Genomic DNA, 18456 nt, shown 5'->3' with positions numbered 1-18456 from the left:
ATAGAACGATTATTTAATAATAAAATTTTGCGTATAGTACTTCTGATAAGTTCCCGCACCCATATAAGTATAAGAACCATCTAGTAAGTTTTCTCTATGTCCTTTAGAGTTAAGCCAACCTTCAACAGCTGCGGCACTATCTATATAGTTGTAAGCGATGTTTTCGCCCGCTTTAGTATATTTTACATTACCGGCACTTAATCGCTTGCTTAAATCCCCTTGCGTCGGTGAAGTATGATCAAAATAATCATTTTTCTTCATATCGACACTATGACCATAGGCGACTTTTGCGACTTCCTCATCCCACGCCACTTCTTCTATACCGTAGCGGTCGCGAATGACATTTGTAATTTCTAACACTTGTTTACTAGAAGCTTGGTCAATCGCATTCCAATCTTCTTGGGATAATTTCTCTTCATAAATTTCGCCTTGATAAGATAATTCATAAGGTCGCATTTTTATGAAAGCTAATTTATTCAAGTAGCGGACACTAACTAGTTTTGACTTAAATTTATCAAAATTTAGTTGCGCATACACGCCACTTCCGATATTAACAATTGGTCGAGCATTTAAATCTTCTTCGGAAAGTTCAAATTTATAATAGCTATCTTTGTAATTAAAAGATATTTCTGATTGTAAATTCGCGTCAGTAAATACTTTTTCTGTCGACATTCCGATTGAATAAGGCATAACATTTAAATCTTGTCCGAGCGCATAAATAGTTTGAACGACATTATTTGTCACTCCAACTAACATGTAACTAGTTCCTGGTTGACTGTAAACGTAATTATCATAACCGTATGCTGTTTTATCAACACGCACCGGGTCGCCAAATTCTTTTTTTAACTCGCTTACGTTTTTATTTATAAACCTCGCCAAGCTAGAACTATCTTGCACTTGTTTCGGATTTTCATTTGTTGTTTTTTTATCATCAGGAAAATCGGATTTTGTAGCAGTATCTTCGGCCGTATTTTTTTCAACTGATTTACTAAAAAAAAGATCTGTGTTATATCCAATGAACAGGCAAATGATTAATAGCACAGCTACTCGCATAATAAACTTCACATTTTGCCCTCCTCGGCAGTATTTGGTTTATCTTGATGTAACTTTCATTTTACCAATTCTAGTATCATTTGAAAAGCTTTAAAAACCATAAAAAAACAATTACGAAAATCCGCGACAAAATGCGGTTCTCCGTAATTGCAGTTATTTTTATAAGAAAATCGAAATAACGACCATCGCAACAAATAAAATTGTCATGTAGTTTAGCGAGTAAACAAACATCCATTTTGCCCATTTGATGCTGTCGTCCATTTTAAATCCGTAAATGCTTAGTGCAAGCCAACCAATATTAAGTAAGGTTGCTAAAATAACATATACAAGCCCTAAATCAAACATAAAGAATGGCAATACGGTTAATAAAATCACCCAGAAAAACATACTTTTTTTCGTGCGTTCAATCCCTTTTACAACAGGTAACATTGGGATTCCAGCCGCAGCATATTCTTCTTTCCGTTTAATAGCAATCGCATAAAAATGCGGTGGTTGCCAGCAAAACATCACAAGAAATAGCATAATTGGCACAATACTAAATGATGGTTCAACTGCAAACCAACCAATTAACGGCGGTACAGCTCCTGAAAAACTACCAATTACGGTATTACTAACTAATTTTCTTTTCGCATAAAGTGAATAAACGACTACATACAAAAAGACCCCAATAACACCAAGAACCCCTGCTTGCCAAGTCGTCATAAATAACATAATTGTTCCGACAACACCTAGCACAAGTGCAACCATTAATGCACGTTTACCAGAAATTTTCCCGGTCATCGTTGGTCTGTTTTTCGTTCTTTCCATAATTCCGTCAATATCACGGTCAATGACATTGTTAAAAGCGCCCGAAGCAGCGACAATAAGTGCCGAACCGACGATAGTAAAAAATATTACATCTACATTTTGAATAAAAGAAATTCCATTTAACTGAAAGGCTAGCCACATACCTGTAAAAGCAGTAATCGTATTAGAATTAACGATTCCGATTTTCACAAGCTCGGTAAAATCACGGACAGTAAATCTACTCGAAGTTAACTCCCCAGTCTTTTCTATCTGATTCAATTTTTCTCCCCCTAACACTTGCTGATATAAACCAGTGATTGCGAACTGATACATATCCTATACCCTTATTATGTGAAAAATACGCACCTTTTGTCAATAAATCGGCTTTAGTCTTGTACGCTTTACTTCTTTAAATAAACACGCTACAATTAGTTTGATGTGTACTCATGAACTTATACATATAAACAAATTTTAGTAAAATCTCACACGCATCTAAAGGAGAGATTGGTAGATAATGAAAAAATTCTTAAAAGTTTGGTCCGTACTAACGATTATTTGTATGACAGTCGTTGTGTTTGGCGGGGCGCTGGTGACGAAAACTGGTTCAGCAGATGGTTGTGGTAATAGCTGGCCACTTTGTAATGGACAATTAGTTCGTTTAACAGATGTTACCCCTGAAAAACTCATTGAATTCATGCACCGAATGACAACGGGAATCAGTTCGATTTTTGTTATTGTATTAGCGATTTGTGCTTGGATTTATATGAAAAATCGTCGTGAAACAAAACCGCTTGCAATTATCGCTGTGTTATTTTTAATTATTCAAGCGTTAATGGGAATGGCAGCAGTTGTATGGGGACAAAATCCGTACATCATGGCGCTCCACTTTGGTATTTCCATCATTTGTTATGCGTCGATCGTGTTACTTGCCTTAATGATTTTTGAGGTGGACAGGAAATTTGATGCCAGAAACCTTGTAATGGGGACAAAATTACGAATTAATATATACGCGCTAACGATTTACACGTATTTAGCCGTTTATACTGGTGCACTTGTACGCCACGAAAAAGCAAGTATGGCCGTTCCGGTTTGGCCGTTTGAAAATGGGCACTTTATTATGCCTACTTCGGTGCAAGATTACGTTCAGTATTTCCACAGATTAGCCGCATTTATTTTAATTGTTTGGTTGCTTTATGTAACTTGGCTTGTGTTCCGTGATTATAGAAGATACCGCGTGTTAACTTTTAGCATGGTATTGTCGCTTGTGTTTATCGCTCTTCAAGCGGTTACTGGTGCGCTTTCTGTTTATACAGGAGTGAACTTGTATATCGCACTGGCACATAGCTTAATTATTACAATGCTCTTCGCCTTACTTTGCTACCTATGCTTACTCGCATCAAGAAGTAAAAGTAATCGGCTACGAATTAAATAAAGAAAACAGCTGATGACCAAAAAATCATCAGCTGTTTTTGATTTATCTACAGTTTTCAATCGTTTTTATGCTAAAATAAATAAGAATATACGTTAAACGAGGTGAATAACTTGGATAAAACAAAGAGAAAAATGATTTATGAGATTTTTATGCTTGGTCTCATACTACTTTCCCTTGCCCTATTGCCGTACAGAAACAACTTTACTTTTATTTTAAATTGGATTATTTGGGTGATATTTACATTAGATTATTTTGTTAGGTTTCACCGAGCAGATGATAAGTGGCATTATGTAAAAACGCATCCTTTCCAGCTGATTGCAATTATTCCTTTTTACGGTGGTTTCAGAGCGGCGCGGATTGTAAGTTTTGTCCATCTTCTAAGTATTACTGCGATGGGAAGACGTTATATTATGCCGATTTATAGCTTTTTCCGTTCCAATGGATTAAATCGATTTTTAATGATTTTTGTGTTACTCGTGATTATTATTCCTGTTCCAATGGTTTTTATTGAACCTGAAATAAACAACTATCCTGATGCACTTTGGTGGGCAATCGTTACGGCGACTACAGTAGGCTATGGCGATATTGTTCCAGTAACACCAATTGGGCGAATTTTGGCATCGATAATGATGCTATTTGGGATAGCGTTTATTGGGATGATAACTAGTACTTTAACCAACTTTTTCCGTGCTAAAAAAACTGCTACTTCTAGCACACAACGGGCAAGTAAAATCACTCAACTAATTGCCGATACACCTGATTTAACGAAGGAAGAAATTGCAGTAGTTGAGCAATTTTTAACACTGAGAAAAAATGAATTAATAAACGAGACCAAAAAAAGTGATAGCGAATGACGCTATCACTTTTTTATTAGCTTTTCGACTTGATTCCGGTAACGTTCGGATAAAGCCTGAACAGCTAAAATCCGCTCAAAGTCTTCTTGTGTGCCTTTTTTATGCAATACTTTTTCATGACAAAAGGCAACTGTTACTCCGTGCGACTCTTGGTGAATTTGTTTCATTTCAGCTGATTCACTAATTTCCCCTGGGGTAATTGTTCGGCACAGATAACCTGTTAAACCCGTTTCGCGAATTGCTTTATAGAGATCTGGTATTCCATTAAATTTCTCAATCGTGCTACACGGATTTCGTGCTTCTGTCACTTGTATTACGATTTCGCCAATTTGAAATTTATCACCGATTTGGACCGTACTTTCTAACATATTAGTGACAATGAGATTCTCACCAAACGCGGTTACTTGTAATTCTTCCCCAAACATTTCAGCCCATTTTGCGTAATGCTCATATGGATAAATGCATACAGTTCGATCCGCACCACCGTGATATTTCAAATTATGAGGTGCATCGTTTTCAAAGCCATTCATAGTTAATTGGGCTTTTTTAACGAGCTTTTTTTCAATTCCAGTCATCATTCGTTTATTATTTGGAAGGGTTAAATTTTTTGGTTTTCCAACTGCTAAATGGATGATTTTCGGTTTCATCTGTTTACTCCTTTGATGTTATTTTTTTCGGCTTAAGATAGCAAGAATGCTTGTAATTAATGCGAGCACACCAATGGCAAGCGCCGTCCATAGCAAAATGGTATTGTCATTAGACTCGCTTGTATCCCCAGCAGTATTCTCGGCTCCTGCAACCATTTCTCCGTGTGAGCCAGTTGTTTGTTTGGATGAGTCTTTCAAAATTTTCGTTGTTGCATGAGGGGTCTCGGAATCTTCTGCGCCAACCCACTCGACAATAGAGCCATCTTCATAATATTGGTAGGCATTCCAAGCAACTTCTCCTTCTTCACTTGGATTTTTGGCGATAAAACTAAAACGTTGGAATTGACCTTTTTCAATCCCGCTGCCTTCCGTTTGCCATGTCACTGTACTGTTTTTCTTATCTACTGTAGTCGTCCAGCCGGGAACGGGTTCATATGATTCAAATGAAACACCTTTCGCTACTTTTAAAACGATTTTCTTTGATGCAGCGTCTTTTTCGGAAGGTACTTTCATTGTATAAGTTTCCCAAGAGTCAACAGTGGACTCACTTGGTAAAACCGACACATGCGCACTTGCCTCAAATGGAATAATAAAAACTGCTAATAAAACGACGAGCGAACTAATAATTTTTTTCATTGTTTTTCCCCTTTACTGTGTAATATTGGTTGTAAATGTCTGATTAATATCGGTAAAATCTTTCGTTAGGCCATGGACCGTAATTTCCCATTTCCCAGTTTGGTTAATATAAAGTCCTTCTGCAAAATATTGGTTCTCATTTGCAAGTTTTGCTTGGAAAGTGGCTTTTTCATCGGTTTTAGTAGATTTTGTTGTGATAGTCACTTGTTCGAAATCTGTTTTGGTTGCTCCATCTGCGGAAGTGAAAGTGATAATAAATTGGTTTTGTCCGACTGTCGCTGGCTCTACTCGTAAATTGATTTTTGCATTTTCGCCTTCTGCTGCAATTGTTTCATCAAATGCTTTTGGGGCAGGTGGTGGCGGGGTTTGTACGTTTGTTAAAACACTTGCGACGATAAGAATGATCGTCCCAATGATAAGCTCAATTAAAATCGTTTTAAATGGCAACTTCTTGTTTTTGAGTTTGAGATAGATGTAATGTCCTAAACCTAATAATGCCATTAGTAAAAATAGACCGATTTTGAAAAGAAGAATTTTGCCGTAGTTGGTTGTAAATAAATTAGACATTTGACCAATGTTCATCACTGCCATAAGTAAGCCACTAATGAGTATTGAAGCTACCGCGATGATTGCTACAATGGCAAATCTGCTCCAAATTTCACGCGCTTTTCCGGTTTTCGGTAATACGAATAATAATACTAAAATACCGCCAACCCAAACACTTGCTGCAATCATATGAAGCATATCTGCTGTGATACTTACTATTTTATCGGCACTGGCTGCAGCGTGTCCATTCTGAGCCTTCGCAAAAATCAAATAACCAATTAATGCACTCTCTGTCAGAAGCGCGAACCAGCTCCATTGTTTATTTTTAAAGAACATCATGATGGTAAAAATGGCAAGTAGCAGCCATACGATAAATTCACTGATCCAAATATACCCTGTTTTCGTAGTCAAGAAAGCAGCTAACTTACTCGGTCCAAAACTTTCACTGATGGAAACGCCCGTTGTGATACTTGTCTGTACGAAAAGTTGCATGAAGAGAGCCACACCTAGAAGTGCTAGCGCTATCCAAGTTACTTTTTTCAAACGTCCAGAAATTTTTTCTGATATCTGTTCTTTTCGTGGATAAAGTCCTAACCCAAAAACAAGCACACCGATAAACAACGAAAATCCTATGTATAAAATGGCTTTTTGAATCGAACTAATTTGCAAGTCCGCTCCACTTGAGGGAACTTCCGATTCTTGGAACGTCGCTTTCGTATCGCCTAACTTAAAAGAAATTATCCCCGTAACCGCATGTCCATCCGCTGACACAACACGCCATGAAACAGAATAGACATCTGCTTTTAATTCAGCCGGTAGAGACGCTTCAACCATATGATTATTCTTTTTAGAAACAGAGGTTTTGCCGGTTTCTACTTGCTTCCCACTTGAATCTTTTACTTCTATTAAAGGAAAATCCGCTTCAATTTCTTCATTAAAAACGAGCGTTACTTTTTCTGGCGCTGTTTTTATATGCGATTGATCGGCTGGGTTTGAATTTTCCAAATAAGCATGCGCTGAAACATGCTGAACTGGCACAATTAATATGTATAATACGATTAAAATAAAACTGATCCTTTTAAATAATTTCATTTGCTGCTCCTTTTTCGAACGAACGGTTTTACTCTTTTTAACTTATCACGTGCAAGAATTGAATGGAAATAATTGGCTCACTCGCTATTGCAAAAGATATAGCGATTATGGCATAGTGAAAGAAAAGGACAAGGGGGATTTTTCTATGCTTCGTTATGTTGAATTATTTTTTATGTTTGCTTTTGTTACACTCATCACGATGTGGCTTCAAGCACTCTTAGCTAAATGGAAACCAAATATTTTGGGCTCTTTCTGGCTTCGAACACTTACTTTTATTATTATTGGTTATGCTTTAATGGCCCCGACACTATACATCGGCAGTTTATTACTAAAATAAGTTCAGTTGCTTTCACATCGCAGTTAGATGTTTTATACTGAGATGTGGGAGGTGAATTTTATGAAAAAAATGTTAGTTGAATTTAGAGATTTCGCGTTAAAAGGGAATGTACTAGATCTTGCGGTGGCCGTTGTTATTGGGGCTGCTTTTGGAAAAATCGTTTCATCTTTAGTGAATAACATCATCATGCCATTCGTTGGTGTACTCCTCGGTGGTCTTGATTTCTCAGATTTAAGCTTCAAAGTTGGAAAATCAGTCATTCAATATGGTGCATTTATTCAATCCATCGTGGACTTTGTCATCATCGCTTTTGCCATTTTTATTTTTGTCAAAGTACTTACTAGTTTTATCAAGAAAAAAGAACAACCAACCGAAGAGACACCAGTACCTCCAACAGAAGAATACTTAAAAGAAATTCGCGATTTATTAAAAGAACAACAAAAATAAGCACATAAAAAAACAGGAACCTAAGTCATTATTTCTGACTAAAGGTTCCTGTTTTTTTATTGTTGTTGTTTCTTTAATTGTACCGCTAAGAACATTTCCACCACAGCGACTACTAAGAAGATAATTTGTAAAATAAATACATAACCGATAATGAGTATTTGAACAACCATCCAGACTGCGAGTACGGCCGCTGCTGCAAACATGACTTCTTTTGTTCGTGGTAATTTTTTTAGTAAATAAATTAGTGCTGCTAAATGGAATAACCCAACAAATATGAATAAAAATATGCCTGGGATTAAATAATCGACAAACGGTGAACCATCAAGCAATCCGGTCGAAAGTGATAAAAGACTACCACTAGGCTTAAAAACCATCGATAATCCCCCATAAATTGCTCCAAATGCTGTAAAACCAACTATTAAAATACTACTTATACGTGTCCAGTTCATGGCGTTCTCCTAGTCGTTTTTCTAGTAGTATACCACGAAAATTATCATTCTGCTGCTTTTCTTCGTTTTATTTTTTTGATTAAATCGATCAGTACGAAAACCGCAATTCCGCATGCGACAACTGTTGTAAGATACCAAGCCGGCCCAGATTCCGCGCGTACTCCAAGCCAATAAGTCACCGTTTTCGGATTAAAAAATGCAAAGCAAATCGCACAAAATGCAATAATTCGACCAATAATGGAATTTTCTCTCATAGCAAGTGCATCTCCTTTTCTTTTATTATAACAATGGTTAGGAGAGAACTGATTACTTTTTAGGTCCCAAAATTGTATGCCCCGTGACAAGTTTTGGTTTGTTGTTATAAAAATAAGGCAGCTAACTTCAATTTAATTCAAAAAAAATCCCTGAAAAAATTCAGAGATCTTTTTATTGTTCGGTTGATATGAATTACATCATACCGCCCATGCCGCCCATTCCCATATCTGGGCCTGCTGCTGGGCCGTTTTCATCTGGTTGATCTGCTACAACAGCTTCTGTAGTTAATAGAAGAGCAGCAACAGATGAAGCGTTTTGTAATGCGGAACGAGTAACTTTTGTTGGATCAACAATACCAGCGTCAATCATGTTTACCCATTCGCCATTAGCTGCGTTGAAACCAACGCCAACTGCTTCGTGTTTCAAGCGTTCTACGATAACAGAACCTTCAAGTCCAGCGTTATGCGCGATCTGACGAACTGGTTCTTCTAGGGAACGAAGCACGATGTTGATACCTGTTTCTACATCGCCTTCTGCTTCTAGTGCTGCTACTTTATTGTAAATACTTACAAGGGCAGTACCACCACCAGCTACGATACCTTCTTCTACTGCTGCACGAGTAGAGTTAAGGGCATCTTCAATACGTAATTTACGTTCTTTTAGCTCTGTTTCAGTTGCAGCGCCGACTTTAACAACAGCTACTCCACCTGCAAGTTTTGCTAAACGTTCTTGTAATTTTTCTCTATCAAATTCAGAAGTAGTTTCTTCCATTTGCGCACGGATTTGGTTTACGCGAGCGCTGATTTGTGTGGAATCGCCTGCTCCTTCTACGATTGTTGTATCATCTTTTGTTACAACTACTTTGTTAGCTGTTCCAAGTTGGTCAACTGTAGCTGTTTTTAGTTCTAAGCCTAGGTCTTCTGTGATGACTTGTCCACCAGTTAAAACAGCAATATCTTCTAGCATTGCTTTACGGCGGTCACCGAAACCAGGAGCTTTCACTGCAACTACGTTAAATGTTCCGCGAAGTTTGTTTAGTACTAGAGTTGCTTGAGCTTCCCCTTCAACATCTTCCGCGATAATTAACATTGGACGACCTTGTTGAACAACTTGTTCTAAAACTGGTAAGATTTCTTGGATGTTGTTGATTTTTTTATCTGTAATTAAAATGTATGGTTTTTCAAGGACTGCTTCCATTTTGTCAGAATCAGTTACCATGTAAGGGCTAGTGTAGCCACGGTCAAATTGCATACCTTCTACTACGTCTAATTCTGTTGCAAAGCCTTTGGATTCTTCAATAGTAATAACGCCATCGTTACCAACACGTTCCATTGCTTCTGCGATTAATTTACCAACTTCTTCATCACCAGAAGAAATAGCAGCAACTTGAGCGATAGACTCTTTGCTTTCAATTGGTTTAGAAATAGCTTTTAATTCTTCGATAGCAGTTGCTACGGCTTTTTCGATACCACGACGAACGCCTACTGGATTTGCTCCAGCTGTTACGTTTTTTAAGCCTTCTTGAATCATTGCTTGCGCTAAAACGGTAGCAGTTGTAGTTCCGTCCCCAGCAACATCATTGGTTTTAGAAGCAACTTCAGATACAAGTTTTGCGCCCATGTTTTCAAATGGGTCTTCTAATTCGATTTCTTTTGCAATCGTTACACCATCATTTGTAATTAACGGAGAACCGAATTTTTTTTCTAAAACAACATTACGACCTTTTGGGCCAAGCGTTACTTTTACTGCGTTTGCTAGTTGGTCGACACCACGTAACATGGCACGACGAGCATCTTCACTAAATTTAATATCTTTTGCCATTTTATATTTCCCTCCGATTATTTCTTTTTTTATTATTTAGTAATTGCTAAAATATCACTTTCACGTAAAATCAGATAGTCAGTTCCTTCATACGTCACTTCTGTTCCAGAGTATTTTGCGAAGATAACCGTGTCACCTTCTGCAACTTCAAGCGGTTCTTTTGTGCCGTTATCTAGCACTCGACCTGAACCGACTGCAACAATTTTCCCTGATTGCGGTTTTTCTTTGGCAGAGTCTGGTAATACAATCCCACTCGCTGTTTTTTCCTCTGCTTCAAGTACTTCAATTACAACACGATCTCCTAATGGTTTTAACAATGTAAATGACCTCCTCTGATATAATTACATTTTTCATTTTAGCACTCGACACATTAGAGTGCTAATACAGTTATTATGATACCAAACTAAATAAAAATTGCAAGCAAAAACGTTTAAAAATTAAAGAATTCTTATTTGCGGTAAAGCGTGATAACTAGTACAATAAGAAGAGCTATTTCCGCTATTTTTAAGCATTTAGCTGGAGCTTGTTTTTAGAAGGGATGCGTATTTTTTGGCTAAACGTTATATTACGATTGTATTAGTTTATTTATTATTACTATTTTCTGCATCTATTGGGATTCCCGTTGTTCAACATATTTTACTTAGTATGACTTCGATTTCTACAGCGGATGCTCAAACTTATGGGGTAATTACATGGTCGATTTTTTCTAATTTATTATCACTCGCCATTATTATTCCAATGCTTTATAGAAAACCAAAAGAAAATAAAATCGAACTCGGTGAAAAAACTGCGCCATTTCTGAGTATTGTGTGGATTATTGGTGGAGTGATTGGGTTATACGTAGCACAATTTATTTGTAGCATTATTCTAACGCTAATTTCTGGGAATATTGGTGAATCGGCAAACACAGAATTACTTGTTGATTTAACTAGATCGGCGCCTATTTTCTTGATTTTCATTTCAGTTCTCGGGCCAATTTTAGAAGAGCTTGTTTTTAGAAAAGTGGTTTTTGGTGGGCTGAGTAATGTGATGAACATTCATGTGGCTGCAGTTATTAGTTCGCTATTCTTTGGGCTACTTCACGGGGATATTTCCTTTTTACTTACTTATTTTGTCATCGGATTAATTCTTTGTTTTCTTTATACGAAAACGAAACGAATTGCTGTTTCGATGGGCGCACATATTTTAATGAATACCATTGTTTTGCTCGTGAGTCTTGGAATCATTGGAGGATAATATGAAAAATTCATTAATAAAGCAAAGTTTTCTTTATTTTGCGCTTGGTCTTGTATTTGTCTATTTTGTTATTGTTCGAGTGGCTGAATATGGTTATGATCTTGTTGCCTATATACTTATACTCATGATGTTAATTGATTTTGGTATTGGTATTGGCCTTATTATCACTGGGCTTAAAAGACGTAAAAAAAACCTGTAGAAAGTAAGTGTTGCTTACCTTCTACAGGTTTTTTTATTCTGTTTTCGCTGGATAGTTTTCCAGGAAATAGATTAACGTTTGTAATTCCGTTGTAAGATCGATATGGTGCACACGAACTTGTTTTGGAACGCTAATACGAGCTGGCGTAAAGTTTAGAATACCTTTAACATCTGCTTCAATTAAACGATCTACAGTTACTTGTGCTTCATCAGCTGGAACTGTCAGAATAACTACTTCCACACCATTTTCACGAACAATTTCTTCCATATCATTTAAGTGATAAATTGGAATGTCTTGTTGAACACTACCAACTTTCGCTGGGTCTACATCAAATGCAGCAACGATTTTGATATTATTGTTTTTCATGAAATTATAATGTAATAATGCTGTACCTAGGTTACCTACACCGATTAGTGCAACATTTGTCTGTTTGTCCTGACTAAGTGTTTTACTGAAAAAGTCGAGTATGTAAGAAACGTTATACCCGTATCCTTTCTTACCTAATGCGCCAAAGTACGAAAAATCACGTCGAATAGTCGCTGAATCAACTTTCACCGCTTCACTTAATTCCGCAGATGATACTCGTTCCTTGCCTGATTCATCTAGGTATTTCAAGTAACGATGATATAATGGTAAGCGTTTTGCTGTCGCTTGTGGAATTTTTGTTGTTTCCTCCATCATGCCTTCTGTCCCTTCTTCTTTTAAATTTTTTCTGAAGTTGAAGCTTTTGTGAACTGTACTTCCTTTCACATGCTTGCTTATATACTATAAACATTTCACAAGGAATGCACAAACTTTTTGCTCATGATTTTCAAGCAATAGTTTGTCCCGCAAAATATCTAGTGTTTTCCTTCTTTTCCATTCTACGCTAAAATCACAAATAATGCGAGTGTTTTCACAATCTGCCTTATACGTGAAGCCCTTCTTCTCTCATTGCGATTACTTGGCTTTTAAGATAAACTAGTAAGGAGAACGTTCGAGGAGAGAGATTATGATATTATTACAAGTTCAGCAAATTTCTAAATTCTTCGGTGCAGAAGTTATTTTAGATAATATTAAATTAGAAGTAAAAACAGGCGACCGAATTGCCTTAGTTGGCCGAAATGGCGCCGGTAAATCTACTTTACTTAAAATTATCGCTGGAAAAATGAGTTATGACGGCGGAACAATTTCTAAACCTAAAAGTGTCGAAATTGGCTATTTGGCTCAAAATACTGGCCTTGAATCCACGAAAACAATCTGGGATGAAATGTTAAGTGTTTTTGATTCACTTAGAAAAATGGAAGCAGATTTACGCAAAATGGAGCTTCGTCTTGGGGAACCTGAGCTTTATAATAATCCGGAAAAATATCAAGCATTGATGACCGATTACGATACCTTGCAACACACTTTTAAAGAAGTTGGTGGGTATACGTATGAAGCAGAAATCCGTTCCGTTTTAAACGGTTTACGCTTTTATCCAGAAGATTATGAAGTAGAAATCGCCTCACTCAGTGGTGGGCAAAAAACAAGGCTTGCGCTGGCTAAGTTATTACTCGCGAAACAGGATATTCTTGTTCTCGATGAACCGACAAACCATTTAGACATTGAAACACTAGCATGGTTAGAAACCTATTTGCAAAACTATCATGGTTCTTTACTTATCGTTTCTCATGACCGCTATTTCCTAGATAAAGTCGTTAACCAAGTATACGAAATTAGCCGCACAAGAATTGATCACTACAAAGGAAATTACAGTTCATTTGTTAGTCAAAAACAAGCTAAACTTGAACAAATGTGGAAAGAATTCGATAAACAACAAAAACAAATTTCCAAGCTAGAAGATTTTGTCGCTAGAAATATCGTTCGCGCTTCTACTACTAAGCGAGCTCAAAGCAGAAGAAAACAATTAGAAAAAATGGATGTACTCGCCCGACCTCAAGGCGACGAAAAATCGGCTCATTTTGGCTTCCAATTTGAAAAGCAAACTGGTAAAGATGTTTTAATGGTAGATGAATTAAGTATTGGTTACGCCAAAGACAAGCGCATCGCTTCCAATCTAACATTCGAAATGAAACGTCAAGATAGTCTAGCGCTCGTTGGTCCAAACGGAATCGGTAAATCTACCCTTCTTAAAACACTTATTCGTGATATTCCAGCTCTTAGCGGTGAATTTCATTTTGGAGCAGGTGTCAAAATCGGTTACTATGACCAAGAACAAGCTAAACTAACATCCAACAAAACTGTTTTGATGGAACTTTGGGATGATTATCCAGAATTAAATGAAGTGAACGTTCGAACAACACTGGGTAATTTCTTATTTTCAGATGATGACGTCCTAAAAAACGTTCAATCCCTTAGTGGTGGTGAAAAAGCTAGACTCGCTCTTGCCAAACTTACTTTACTTGAAGCCAATGTGCTAATTCTTGATGAACCTACCAACCATTTAGACATTGAAAGTAAAGAAGTTTTAGAAGCTGCTTTGATCGATTTTGAAGGAACGATTCTATTTGTTTCTCATGACCGTTACTTTATTAATCGCATCGCTTCAAAAGTAGTAGAACTAGCTCCAGAAAAAGCGACCGTTTTCCTTGGCGATTATGATTATTATCAGGAAAAAATCGCCGAAGCAAAAGAACTAGCGCGCCTTGATGCAGAAGATCGTCGTAAAAAAGGGGAACCTGTCGAAGCAACTGCCTCGGTTAGAAAACTAAATTATCAAGAAGAAAAAGAACAACAAAAACTACTTCGTCAAAGAAAACGCAAACTAGAAGAAGTAGAAAAGTCTATGGAAGAAACAGATAAAAAAATCGCCGAACTAGAACTTCAATTAACCAAACCGGAAATTTTTCAAGATCATGAGAAAGCTTTTGAAATTACGCAGGAACTTGATGTGGTAAAAGCACGTGGTGAAAAATTGATGGAAGAATGGGAAAAAGTAAGCGAAGAACTAGAATCTATGTAATCTACATAAAAAAAGGAGCTAACAATGAAAAAGATTTTAATTATTTCTGGTTCAATTATCGTTGGGTTACTTGTAATTATTAGTATTTGCGCAAGTTTTTACTTATATAGCTATGCACTATCTCGTGATAATTCAAGTATGAATGATAAACCGACTGCCGATCAAACTACAGAAACAGCCAAACTTGCGAAGAAAAATCGCCAAGAAAATACCGCTTGGATGGAGCAACAACGTCTAACAAAATGGACAGAAACCTCAGCAGATGGCTTGAAACTAGTCGCTAATTATTTAGAAGCACCCTCACCTTCCAATACAACCATTATTTTGGCACATGGTTATCGAGGGAAAAGCGGCAAAGTCGAAATGGCTGGTCTAGCAAGGATGTATAATCAAAAATTCGGCTACAATGTATTAATGCCTGACGCAAGAGCACACGGCGAAAGTGAAGGAAAAAATATAGGCTTTGGTTGGCCAGAACGTAAAGATTATGTTCAGTGGACAAACCAAGTACTCGATAAAAATGGCGATGATACAGAAATTGTCCTTCATGGTGTTTCCATGGGGAGTTCCACCGTCCTCATGACAAGTGCCGAAAAGCTGCCGAAACAAGTAAAAAGTATTATCGCGGATTGTGGCTATACTTCCATGGACGCCGAACTAGCTTATCAATTAAAAGCAATGTTTCATTTACCGAAATTCCCAATCATTCCAATGGCTAGTCTTATCAATAAAGTAAAAGAAGGTTTCTTTTTCAGTGAAGCAAGTGCGATTAATGCCGTAGCTGAAACTGATTTACCTATTTTCTATATTCACGGTGATTCAGATGCATTTGTCCCTACTTCTATGGTAGAAGAACTATATGACGCCACCAAAAGCTACAAGGAAAAATGGGTTGTAAAAGGCGCTGAACATGGTCAAGCATTCACTGTTGAGCCAGAAACTTACGAAGAAAAAGTCCGACAATTTTTAACTAAAACAATGTAAAAAAAGACTGCAATCAAAGTGAGAAATTACTTTGATTGCAGTCCCGGGCATGCGGAATTTAACTCCGCATGCTTTTTTAAATGTCTTCCAGCAATAAACCTGGATTTGCATTCATATCATAATTGCTTCGTTTTCCTTGTAAGAAACTCACTGTCCCTGCAGCGGCAATCATAGCCGCATTATCACCACATAACGATAACGGCGGAATAATCAGCTCGGTATCCGGAAGTTCTAATTTTACTTCTTGAATAAGTCGCTCTCTCAAACCTTGATTTGCCGCCACTCCTCCAGCAAGAAGCAATTGTTTCACGCCATGTTGTTTAGCTGCGCGAATCGTCTTACTTACTAAAACATCGACTACACTGGCTTGAAAACTAGCTGCCATATCATTAGGATTTGGTTCTTCCCCGCGCTGTCTTAAATTATGCAACGTATTAATAAAAGAAGACTTCAATCCGCTAAAACTAAAGTCAAACGAACCATCATCCATCATCGCCCGCGGAAAATGGAACGTGTCTTCACCATCTTTTGCAAGTTTATCAATTTGAACACCACCTGGATAAGCTAAACCAAGTGTACGCGCCACTTTATCGTATGCTTCGCCGGCCGCATCATCTCTTGTTTCCCCGATAATTTCAAATTCATTATCTGCTTTCATTAAAACAAGTTCTGTATGCCCACCACTGACAACTAACGATAAAAGCGGAAATTGAAATTCTGTTTCAAAGCGATTCGCATAAATATGTCCAGCAATATGATGCACACCAACTAAAGGCAAATTATGCATAAAAGCAAGTGTTTTTGCAGCATTGACGCCAATTAGAAGTGCACCGACTAAACCAGGTCCTTCAGTTACCGCCACCCCGTCTAAATCGTCCATCGTTACATTCGCTTGTTTTAAAGCTTCTTCAATCACGAGCGTAATTTGTTCCACATGATGACGAGATGCAATTTCTGGAACCACACCACCGAATCGCTTATGACTTTCAATTTGCGAAGCCACAACGCTAGATACTATTTCACAACCATTTTTCACAACAGAAGCAGCTGTTTCATCACAGCTCGATTCTATCCCAAGAATTAATGTATTTTTTTTCATAAGTCCACCCACATCACTAGCGCATCTTCTTTCGTATCCGGATAATAGTTTTTCCGAATGGCGCCGTCTTGAAATCCTAATTTCTTGTAAAGCCCTTGTGCTACATCGTTTGAAACGCGAACTTCTAATGTCATCCGAACAACACCGCGCTCTTTTGCAACACGAATCATTTCCCGTAAAAGTGCCTCGCCGTAGTGATTACCTTGAAAATCGGGATGAATCGCAATATTCGTAATGTGCCCTTCATCTAGCACCAGCCATACACCCGCGTACCCGACAACTTGATCCTTATAAGTCGCAAGTAAATAGTAGGCATATTGATTAATAATAAATTCATTTCGAAAAGCGGCTTCTGTCCAAGGTACTGTAAATGCAGCATTTTCTACATTCATAATACTTTTTAAATCCGCAACAGTTGCCTCTCGAAATACTAAGGCCGCGTCTAAACTCACTCAGAACCCCTCGATTCCAACCACTTGCTTTCCGCTTCTGCCAGTTTTAAATAATCTGGAACAAAATTGTCTGCTGGCTCACCGTCTAAATTCTCTGCCAGTTTTACAAGTGAGCTAGCCCGTGCATAAGTATAATCAGCTTGACTAAATACAGCACGTTCCCCTAAAACTTCCGTCACAGTAAGGCGAATTTGTTCCGTTAACGTGCCAACAAATAAAATTGCTTCCTTCTCCGCCGTTAATTGTTCAAGTAAATCAGTAAGCGCGATATGGCTATCGGCTACAACGTTTTTCATTACACCGTCACTTGCACGATAAACACCCGCATACACATTCATACGACGAGCATCCATCAAAGCAACGACTTTTCCGGGGAAGTATAAACCATTTTCTGCTAAAAGTGCTAAGGAAGAAATGCCGACAATTGGAATTCCAGCATCCCACGCCATTGTTTTCGCAACGGTTACACCAATCCGAAGCCCTGTATAAGAACCGGGACCTTTAGCAACAGCGATTTTTTCTATATCAGTTGGTTTTACGGCACATTCTTCCATTAAAGCAGCAATCGCCGGAAGTAATCGCACGCTATGATTTTTTTTCAAATTCGTCGTATATTCACCAAGAACAACACCTTCATTAAAAAGTGCTATCGTCATCGTATCTGAAGACGTATCCATTCCAAGTATCATTTCCCAAAAACCTCCATCGCCAGTTGCTCATATCGTTCTCCAACTGGCTTCACTATCATCTTACGCGTATTCTCATCTATATGAAAAAGCTTAATTTCCAAGTATTCTTCCGGTAAATCCTCCCGAACAAACTGCGCCCATTCAACCACACTCACACCCGCTCCGTAAAAATATTCTTCCAAACCGAGCTCATCAGTTGAAGCATCCTCCAAGCGGTATACATCCATATGGTAAAGTGGCAAGCGCCCTTTTTTATATTCGCGGATAATCGTAAATGTCGGACTTTTAATCATTTGCGGAATTAAAAGGCCTTCCCCAAGACCTTTTGTAAAAGTAGTTTTCCCCGCGCCGAGATCGCCTTCAAGTAAAATCACATCTCCGGCTGCTAATTGTTCGCCGAGTTGTTTTGCGAGAAGCCTTGTCTCTCTTTCATTTGTCATTATTAATTCGAATTCCATTACCTCACCCGTCCATCATTTTCTCTACATATCATACCAC

General features: G+C 37.8%; 21 protein-coding genes and 1 pseudogene. 8 read left to right on the top strand and 14 right to left on the bottom strand.

The window, feature by feature from the left end:
- Positions 1 to 9: 9 nt before the first annotated feature.
- Together AC4PG0_RS08535 and cyoE are read right to left on the bottom strand one after the other, a co-directional pair.
- The gene (locus tag AC4PG0_RS08535) at positions 10 to 1065 is read right to left on the bottom strand and encodes a CAP domain-containing protein (protein WP_003763300.1); all 1056 of its coding nucleotides are present in this window, start codon (positions 1063 to 1065) and stop codon (positions 10 to 12) included.
- A gap of 147 nt (positions 1066 to 1212) precedes the next feature.
- Entirely contained in the window at positions 1213 to 2118 is a 906-nt protein-coding gene (gene cyoE, locus AC4PG0_RS08530; RefSeq protein WP_010991041.1) for a heme o synthase, read from the bottom strand.
- Positions 2119 to 2353: 235 nt separating this feature from the next.
- On the opposite strand from cyoE, the gene AC4PG0_RS08525 reads away from it, so the two are divergent.
- On the top strand, positions 2354 to 3271 hold the full coding sequence (locus AC4PG0_RS08525; RefSeq protein ID WP_003723941.1) for a COX15/CtaA family protein: 918 nt from the start codon (positions 2354 to 2356) through the stop codon (positions 3269 to 3271).
- Between the two features lie 110 nt (positions 3272 to 3381).
- Complete coding sequence (locus AC4PG0_RS08520) at positions 3382 to 4125, top strand: potassium channel family protein (RefSeq protein ID WP_033532862.1); 744 nt, start codon at positions 3382 to 3384, stop codon at positions 4123 to 4125.
- A 5-nt stretch (positions 4126 to 4130) separates the two neighbouring features.
- Here the strand turns inward: AC4PG0_RS08520 and AC4PG0_RS08515 are convergent, their stop codons facing one another.
- The 3 genes from AC4PG0_RS08515 to AC4PG0_RS08505 are packed head-to-tail and all read right to left on the bottom strand — an operon-like array spanning position 4131 to position 7046.
- On the bottom strand, positions 4131 to 4772 hold the full coding sequence (locus AC4PG0_RS08515) for an MOSC domain-containing protein (RefSeq protein WP_492167610.1): 642 nt from the start codon (positions 4770 to 4772) through the stop codon (positions 4131 to 4133).
- Between the two features lie 18 nt (positions 4773 to 4790).
- Positions 4791 to 5408, bottom strand: a complete 618-nt coding sequence (locus AC4PG0_RS08510; protein ID WP_010991044.1) for a YcnI family copper-binding membrane protein — start codon at positions 5406 to 5408, stop codon at positions 4791 to 4793.
- Positions 5409 to 5420: 12 nt separating this feature from the next.
- Entirely contained in the window at positions 5421 to 7046 is a 1626-nt protein-coding gene (locus AC4PG0_RS08505; RefSeq protein ID WP_203573809.1) for a copper resistance CopC/CopD family protein, read from the bottom strand.
- 145 nt (positions 7047 to 7191) lie between these two features.
- On the opposite strand from AC4PG0_RS08505, the gene AC4PG0_RS08500 reads away from it, so the two are divergent.
- Positions 7192 to 7383, top strand: a complete 192-nt coding sequence (locus AC4PG0_RS08500) for a hypothetical protein (RefSeq protein WP_045552873.1) — start codon at positions 7192 to 7194, stop codon at positions 7381 to 7383.
- 60 nt (positions 7384 to 7443) lie between these two features.
- Complete coding sequence (mscL, locus tag AC4PG0_RS08495; protein WP_010991046.1) at positions 7444 to 7830, top strand: large conductance mechanosensitive channel protein MscL; 387 nt, start codon at positions 7444 to 7446, stop codon at positions 7828 to 7830.
- A 56-nt stretch (positions 7831 to 7886) separates the two neighbouring features.
- Here mscL and AC4PG0_RS08490 read toward each other — a convergent pair whose 3' ends face one another.
- The 4 genes from AC4PG0_RS08490 to groES all read right to left on the bottom strand — a co-directional run bounded on the left by AC4PG0_RS08490 (position 7887) and on the right by groES (position 10672).
- Positions 7887 to 8279 carry a hypothetical protein gene (locus tag AC4PG0_RS08490; RefSeq protein ID WP_003769625.1) on the bottom strand — a complete coding sequence of 131 codons (393 nt, stop codon included), beginning with the start codon at positions 8277 to 8279 and terminating at the stop codon, positions 7887 to 7889.
- Positions 8280 to 8323: 44 nt separating this feature from the next.
- On the bottom strand, positions 8324 to 8533 hold the full coding sequence (locus tag AC4PG0_RS08485; protein WP_003763314.1) for a hypothetical protein: 210 nt from the start codon (positions 8531 to 8533) through the stop codon (positions 8324 to 8326).
- 193 nt (positions 8534 to 8726) lie between these two features.
- Positions 8727 to 10355, bottom strand: coding sequence for a chaperonin GroEL (gene groL / locus AC4PG0_RS08480; RefSeq protein ID WP_003767780.1), 1629 nt, complete (start codon positions 10353 to 10355; stop codon positions 8727 to 8729).
- A gap of 32 nt (positions 10356 to 10387) precedes the next feature.
- Entirely contained in the window at positions 10388 to 10672 is a 285-nt protein-coding gene (gene groES / locus AC4PG0_RS08475; protein ID WP_003726504.1) for a co-chaperone GroES, read from the bottom strand.
- Between the two features lie 232 nt (positions 10673 to 10904).
- Here groES and AC4PG0_RS08470 point away from each other — a divergent pair, with 232 nt between their 5' ends.
- The gene (locus tag AC4PG0_RS08470; RefSeq protein ID WP_033532858.1) at positions 10905 to 11591 is read left to right on the top strand and encodes a CPBP family intramembrane glutamic endopeptidase; all 687 of its coding nucleotides are present in this window, start codon (positions 10905 to 10907) and stop codon (positions 11589 to 11591) included.
- 1 nt (position 11592) lies between these two features.
- A pseudogene (locus AC4PG0_RS08465) lies at positions 11593 to 11797 on the top strand (DUF4305 domain-containing protein).
- A 26-nt stretch (positions 11798 to 11823) separates the two neighbouring features.
- Here the strand turns inward: AC4PG0_RS08465 and AC4PG0_RS08460 are convergent.
- Positions 11824 to 12471, bottom strand: a complete 648-nt coding sequence (locus AC4PG0_RS08460; protein WP_003722329.1) for a redox-sensing transcriptional repressor Rex — start codon at positions 12469 to 12471, stop codon at positions 11824 to 11826.
- A gap of 310 nt (positions 12472 to 12781) precedes the next feature.
- Between AC4PG0_RS08460 and AC4PG0_RS08455 the strand changes: the two genes are divergently transcribed.
- Both AC4PG0_RS08455 and AC4PG0_RS08450 read left to right on the top strand, forming a co-directional pair.
- Positions 12782 to 14734, top strand: a complete 1953-nt coding sequence (locus tag AC4PG0_RS08455) for an ABC-F family ATP-binding cassette domain-containing protein (protein WP_003769633.1) — start codon at positions 12782 to 12784, stop codon at positions 14732 to 14734.
- A 24-nt stretch (positions 14735 to 14758) separates the two neighbouring features.
- On the top strand, positions 14759 to 15718 hold the full coding sequence (locus AC4PG0_RS08450; protein ID WP_203573807.1) for an alpha/beta hydrolase: 960 nt from the start codon (positions 14759 to 14761) through the stop codon (positions 15716 to 15718).
- 76 nt (positions 15719 to 15794) lie between these two features.
- Here the strand turns inward: AC4PG0_RS08450 and tsaD are convergent, their stop codons facing one another.
- The 4 genes from tsaD to tsaE are packed head-to-tail and all read right to left on the bottom strand — an operon-like array spanning position 15795 to position 18416.
- Positions 15795 to 16817 carry a tRNA (adenosine(37)-N6)-threonylcarbamoyltransferase complex transferase subunit TsaD gene (gene tsaD / locus AC4PG0_RS08445; protein ID WP_003769636.1) on the bottom strand — a complete coding sequence of 341 codons (1023 nt, stop codon included), beginning with the start codon at positions 16815 to 16817 and terminating at the stop codon, positions 15795 to 15797.
- On the bottom strand, positions 16814 to 17269 hold the full coding sequence (rimI, locus tag AC4PG0_RS08440; RefSeq protein ID WP_003763328.1) for a ribosomal protein S18-alanine N-acetyltransferase: 456 nt from the start codon (positions 17267 to 17269) through the stop codon (positions 16814 to 16816). The genes tsaD and rimI overlap by 4 nt, the downstream gene beginning before the upstream one ends.
- Positions 17266 to 17958 carry a tRNA (adenosine(37)-N6)-threonylcarbamoyltransferase complex dimerization subunit type 1 TsaB gene (gene tsaB, locus AC4PG0_RS08435; RefSeq protein WP_492167609.1) on the bottom strand — a complete coding sequence of 231 codons (693 nt, stop codon included), beginning with the start codon at positions 17956 to 17958 and terminating at the stop codon, positions 17266 to 17268. Before tsaB ends, rimI begins: the two co-directional genes overlap by 4 nt.
- Positions 17955 to 18416 carry a tRNA (adenosine(37)-N6)-threonylcarbamoyltransferase complex ATPase subunit type 1 TsaE gene (gene tsaE / locus AC4PG0_RS08430; protein WP_003763333.1) on the bottom strand — a complete coding sequence of 154 codons (462 nt, stop codon included), beginning with the start codon at positions 18414 to 18416 and terminating at the stop codon, positions 17955 to 17957. Before tsaE ends, tsaB begins: the two co-directional genes overlap by 4 nt.
- Positions 18417 to 18456: the final 40 nt, after the last annotated feature.

Source organism: Listeria sp. MAN/IMW/UF464 (assembly GCF_058683955.1).
Note: the sequence above shows the minus strand (reverse complement) of the source record. Positions and strands in the feature narration are given on the sequence as shown.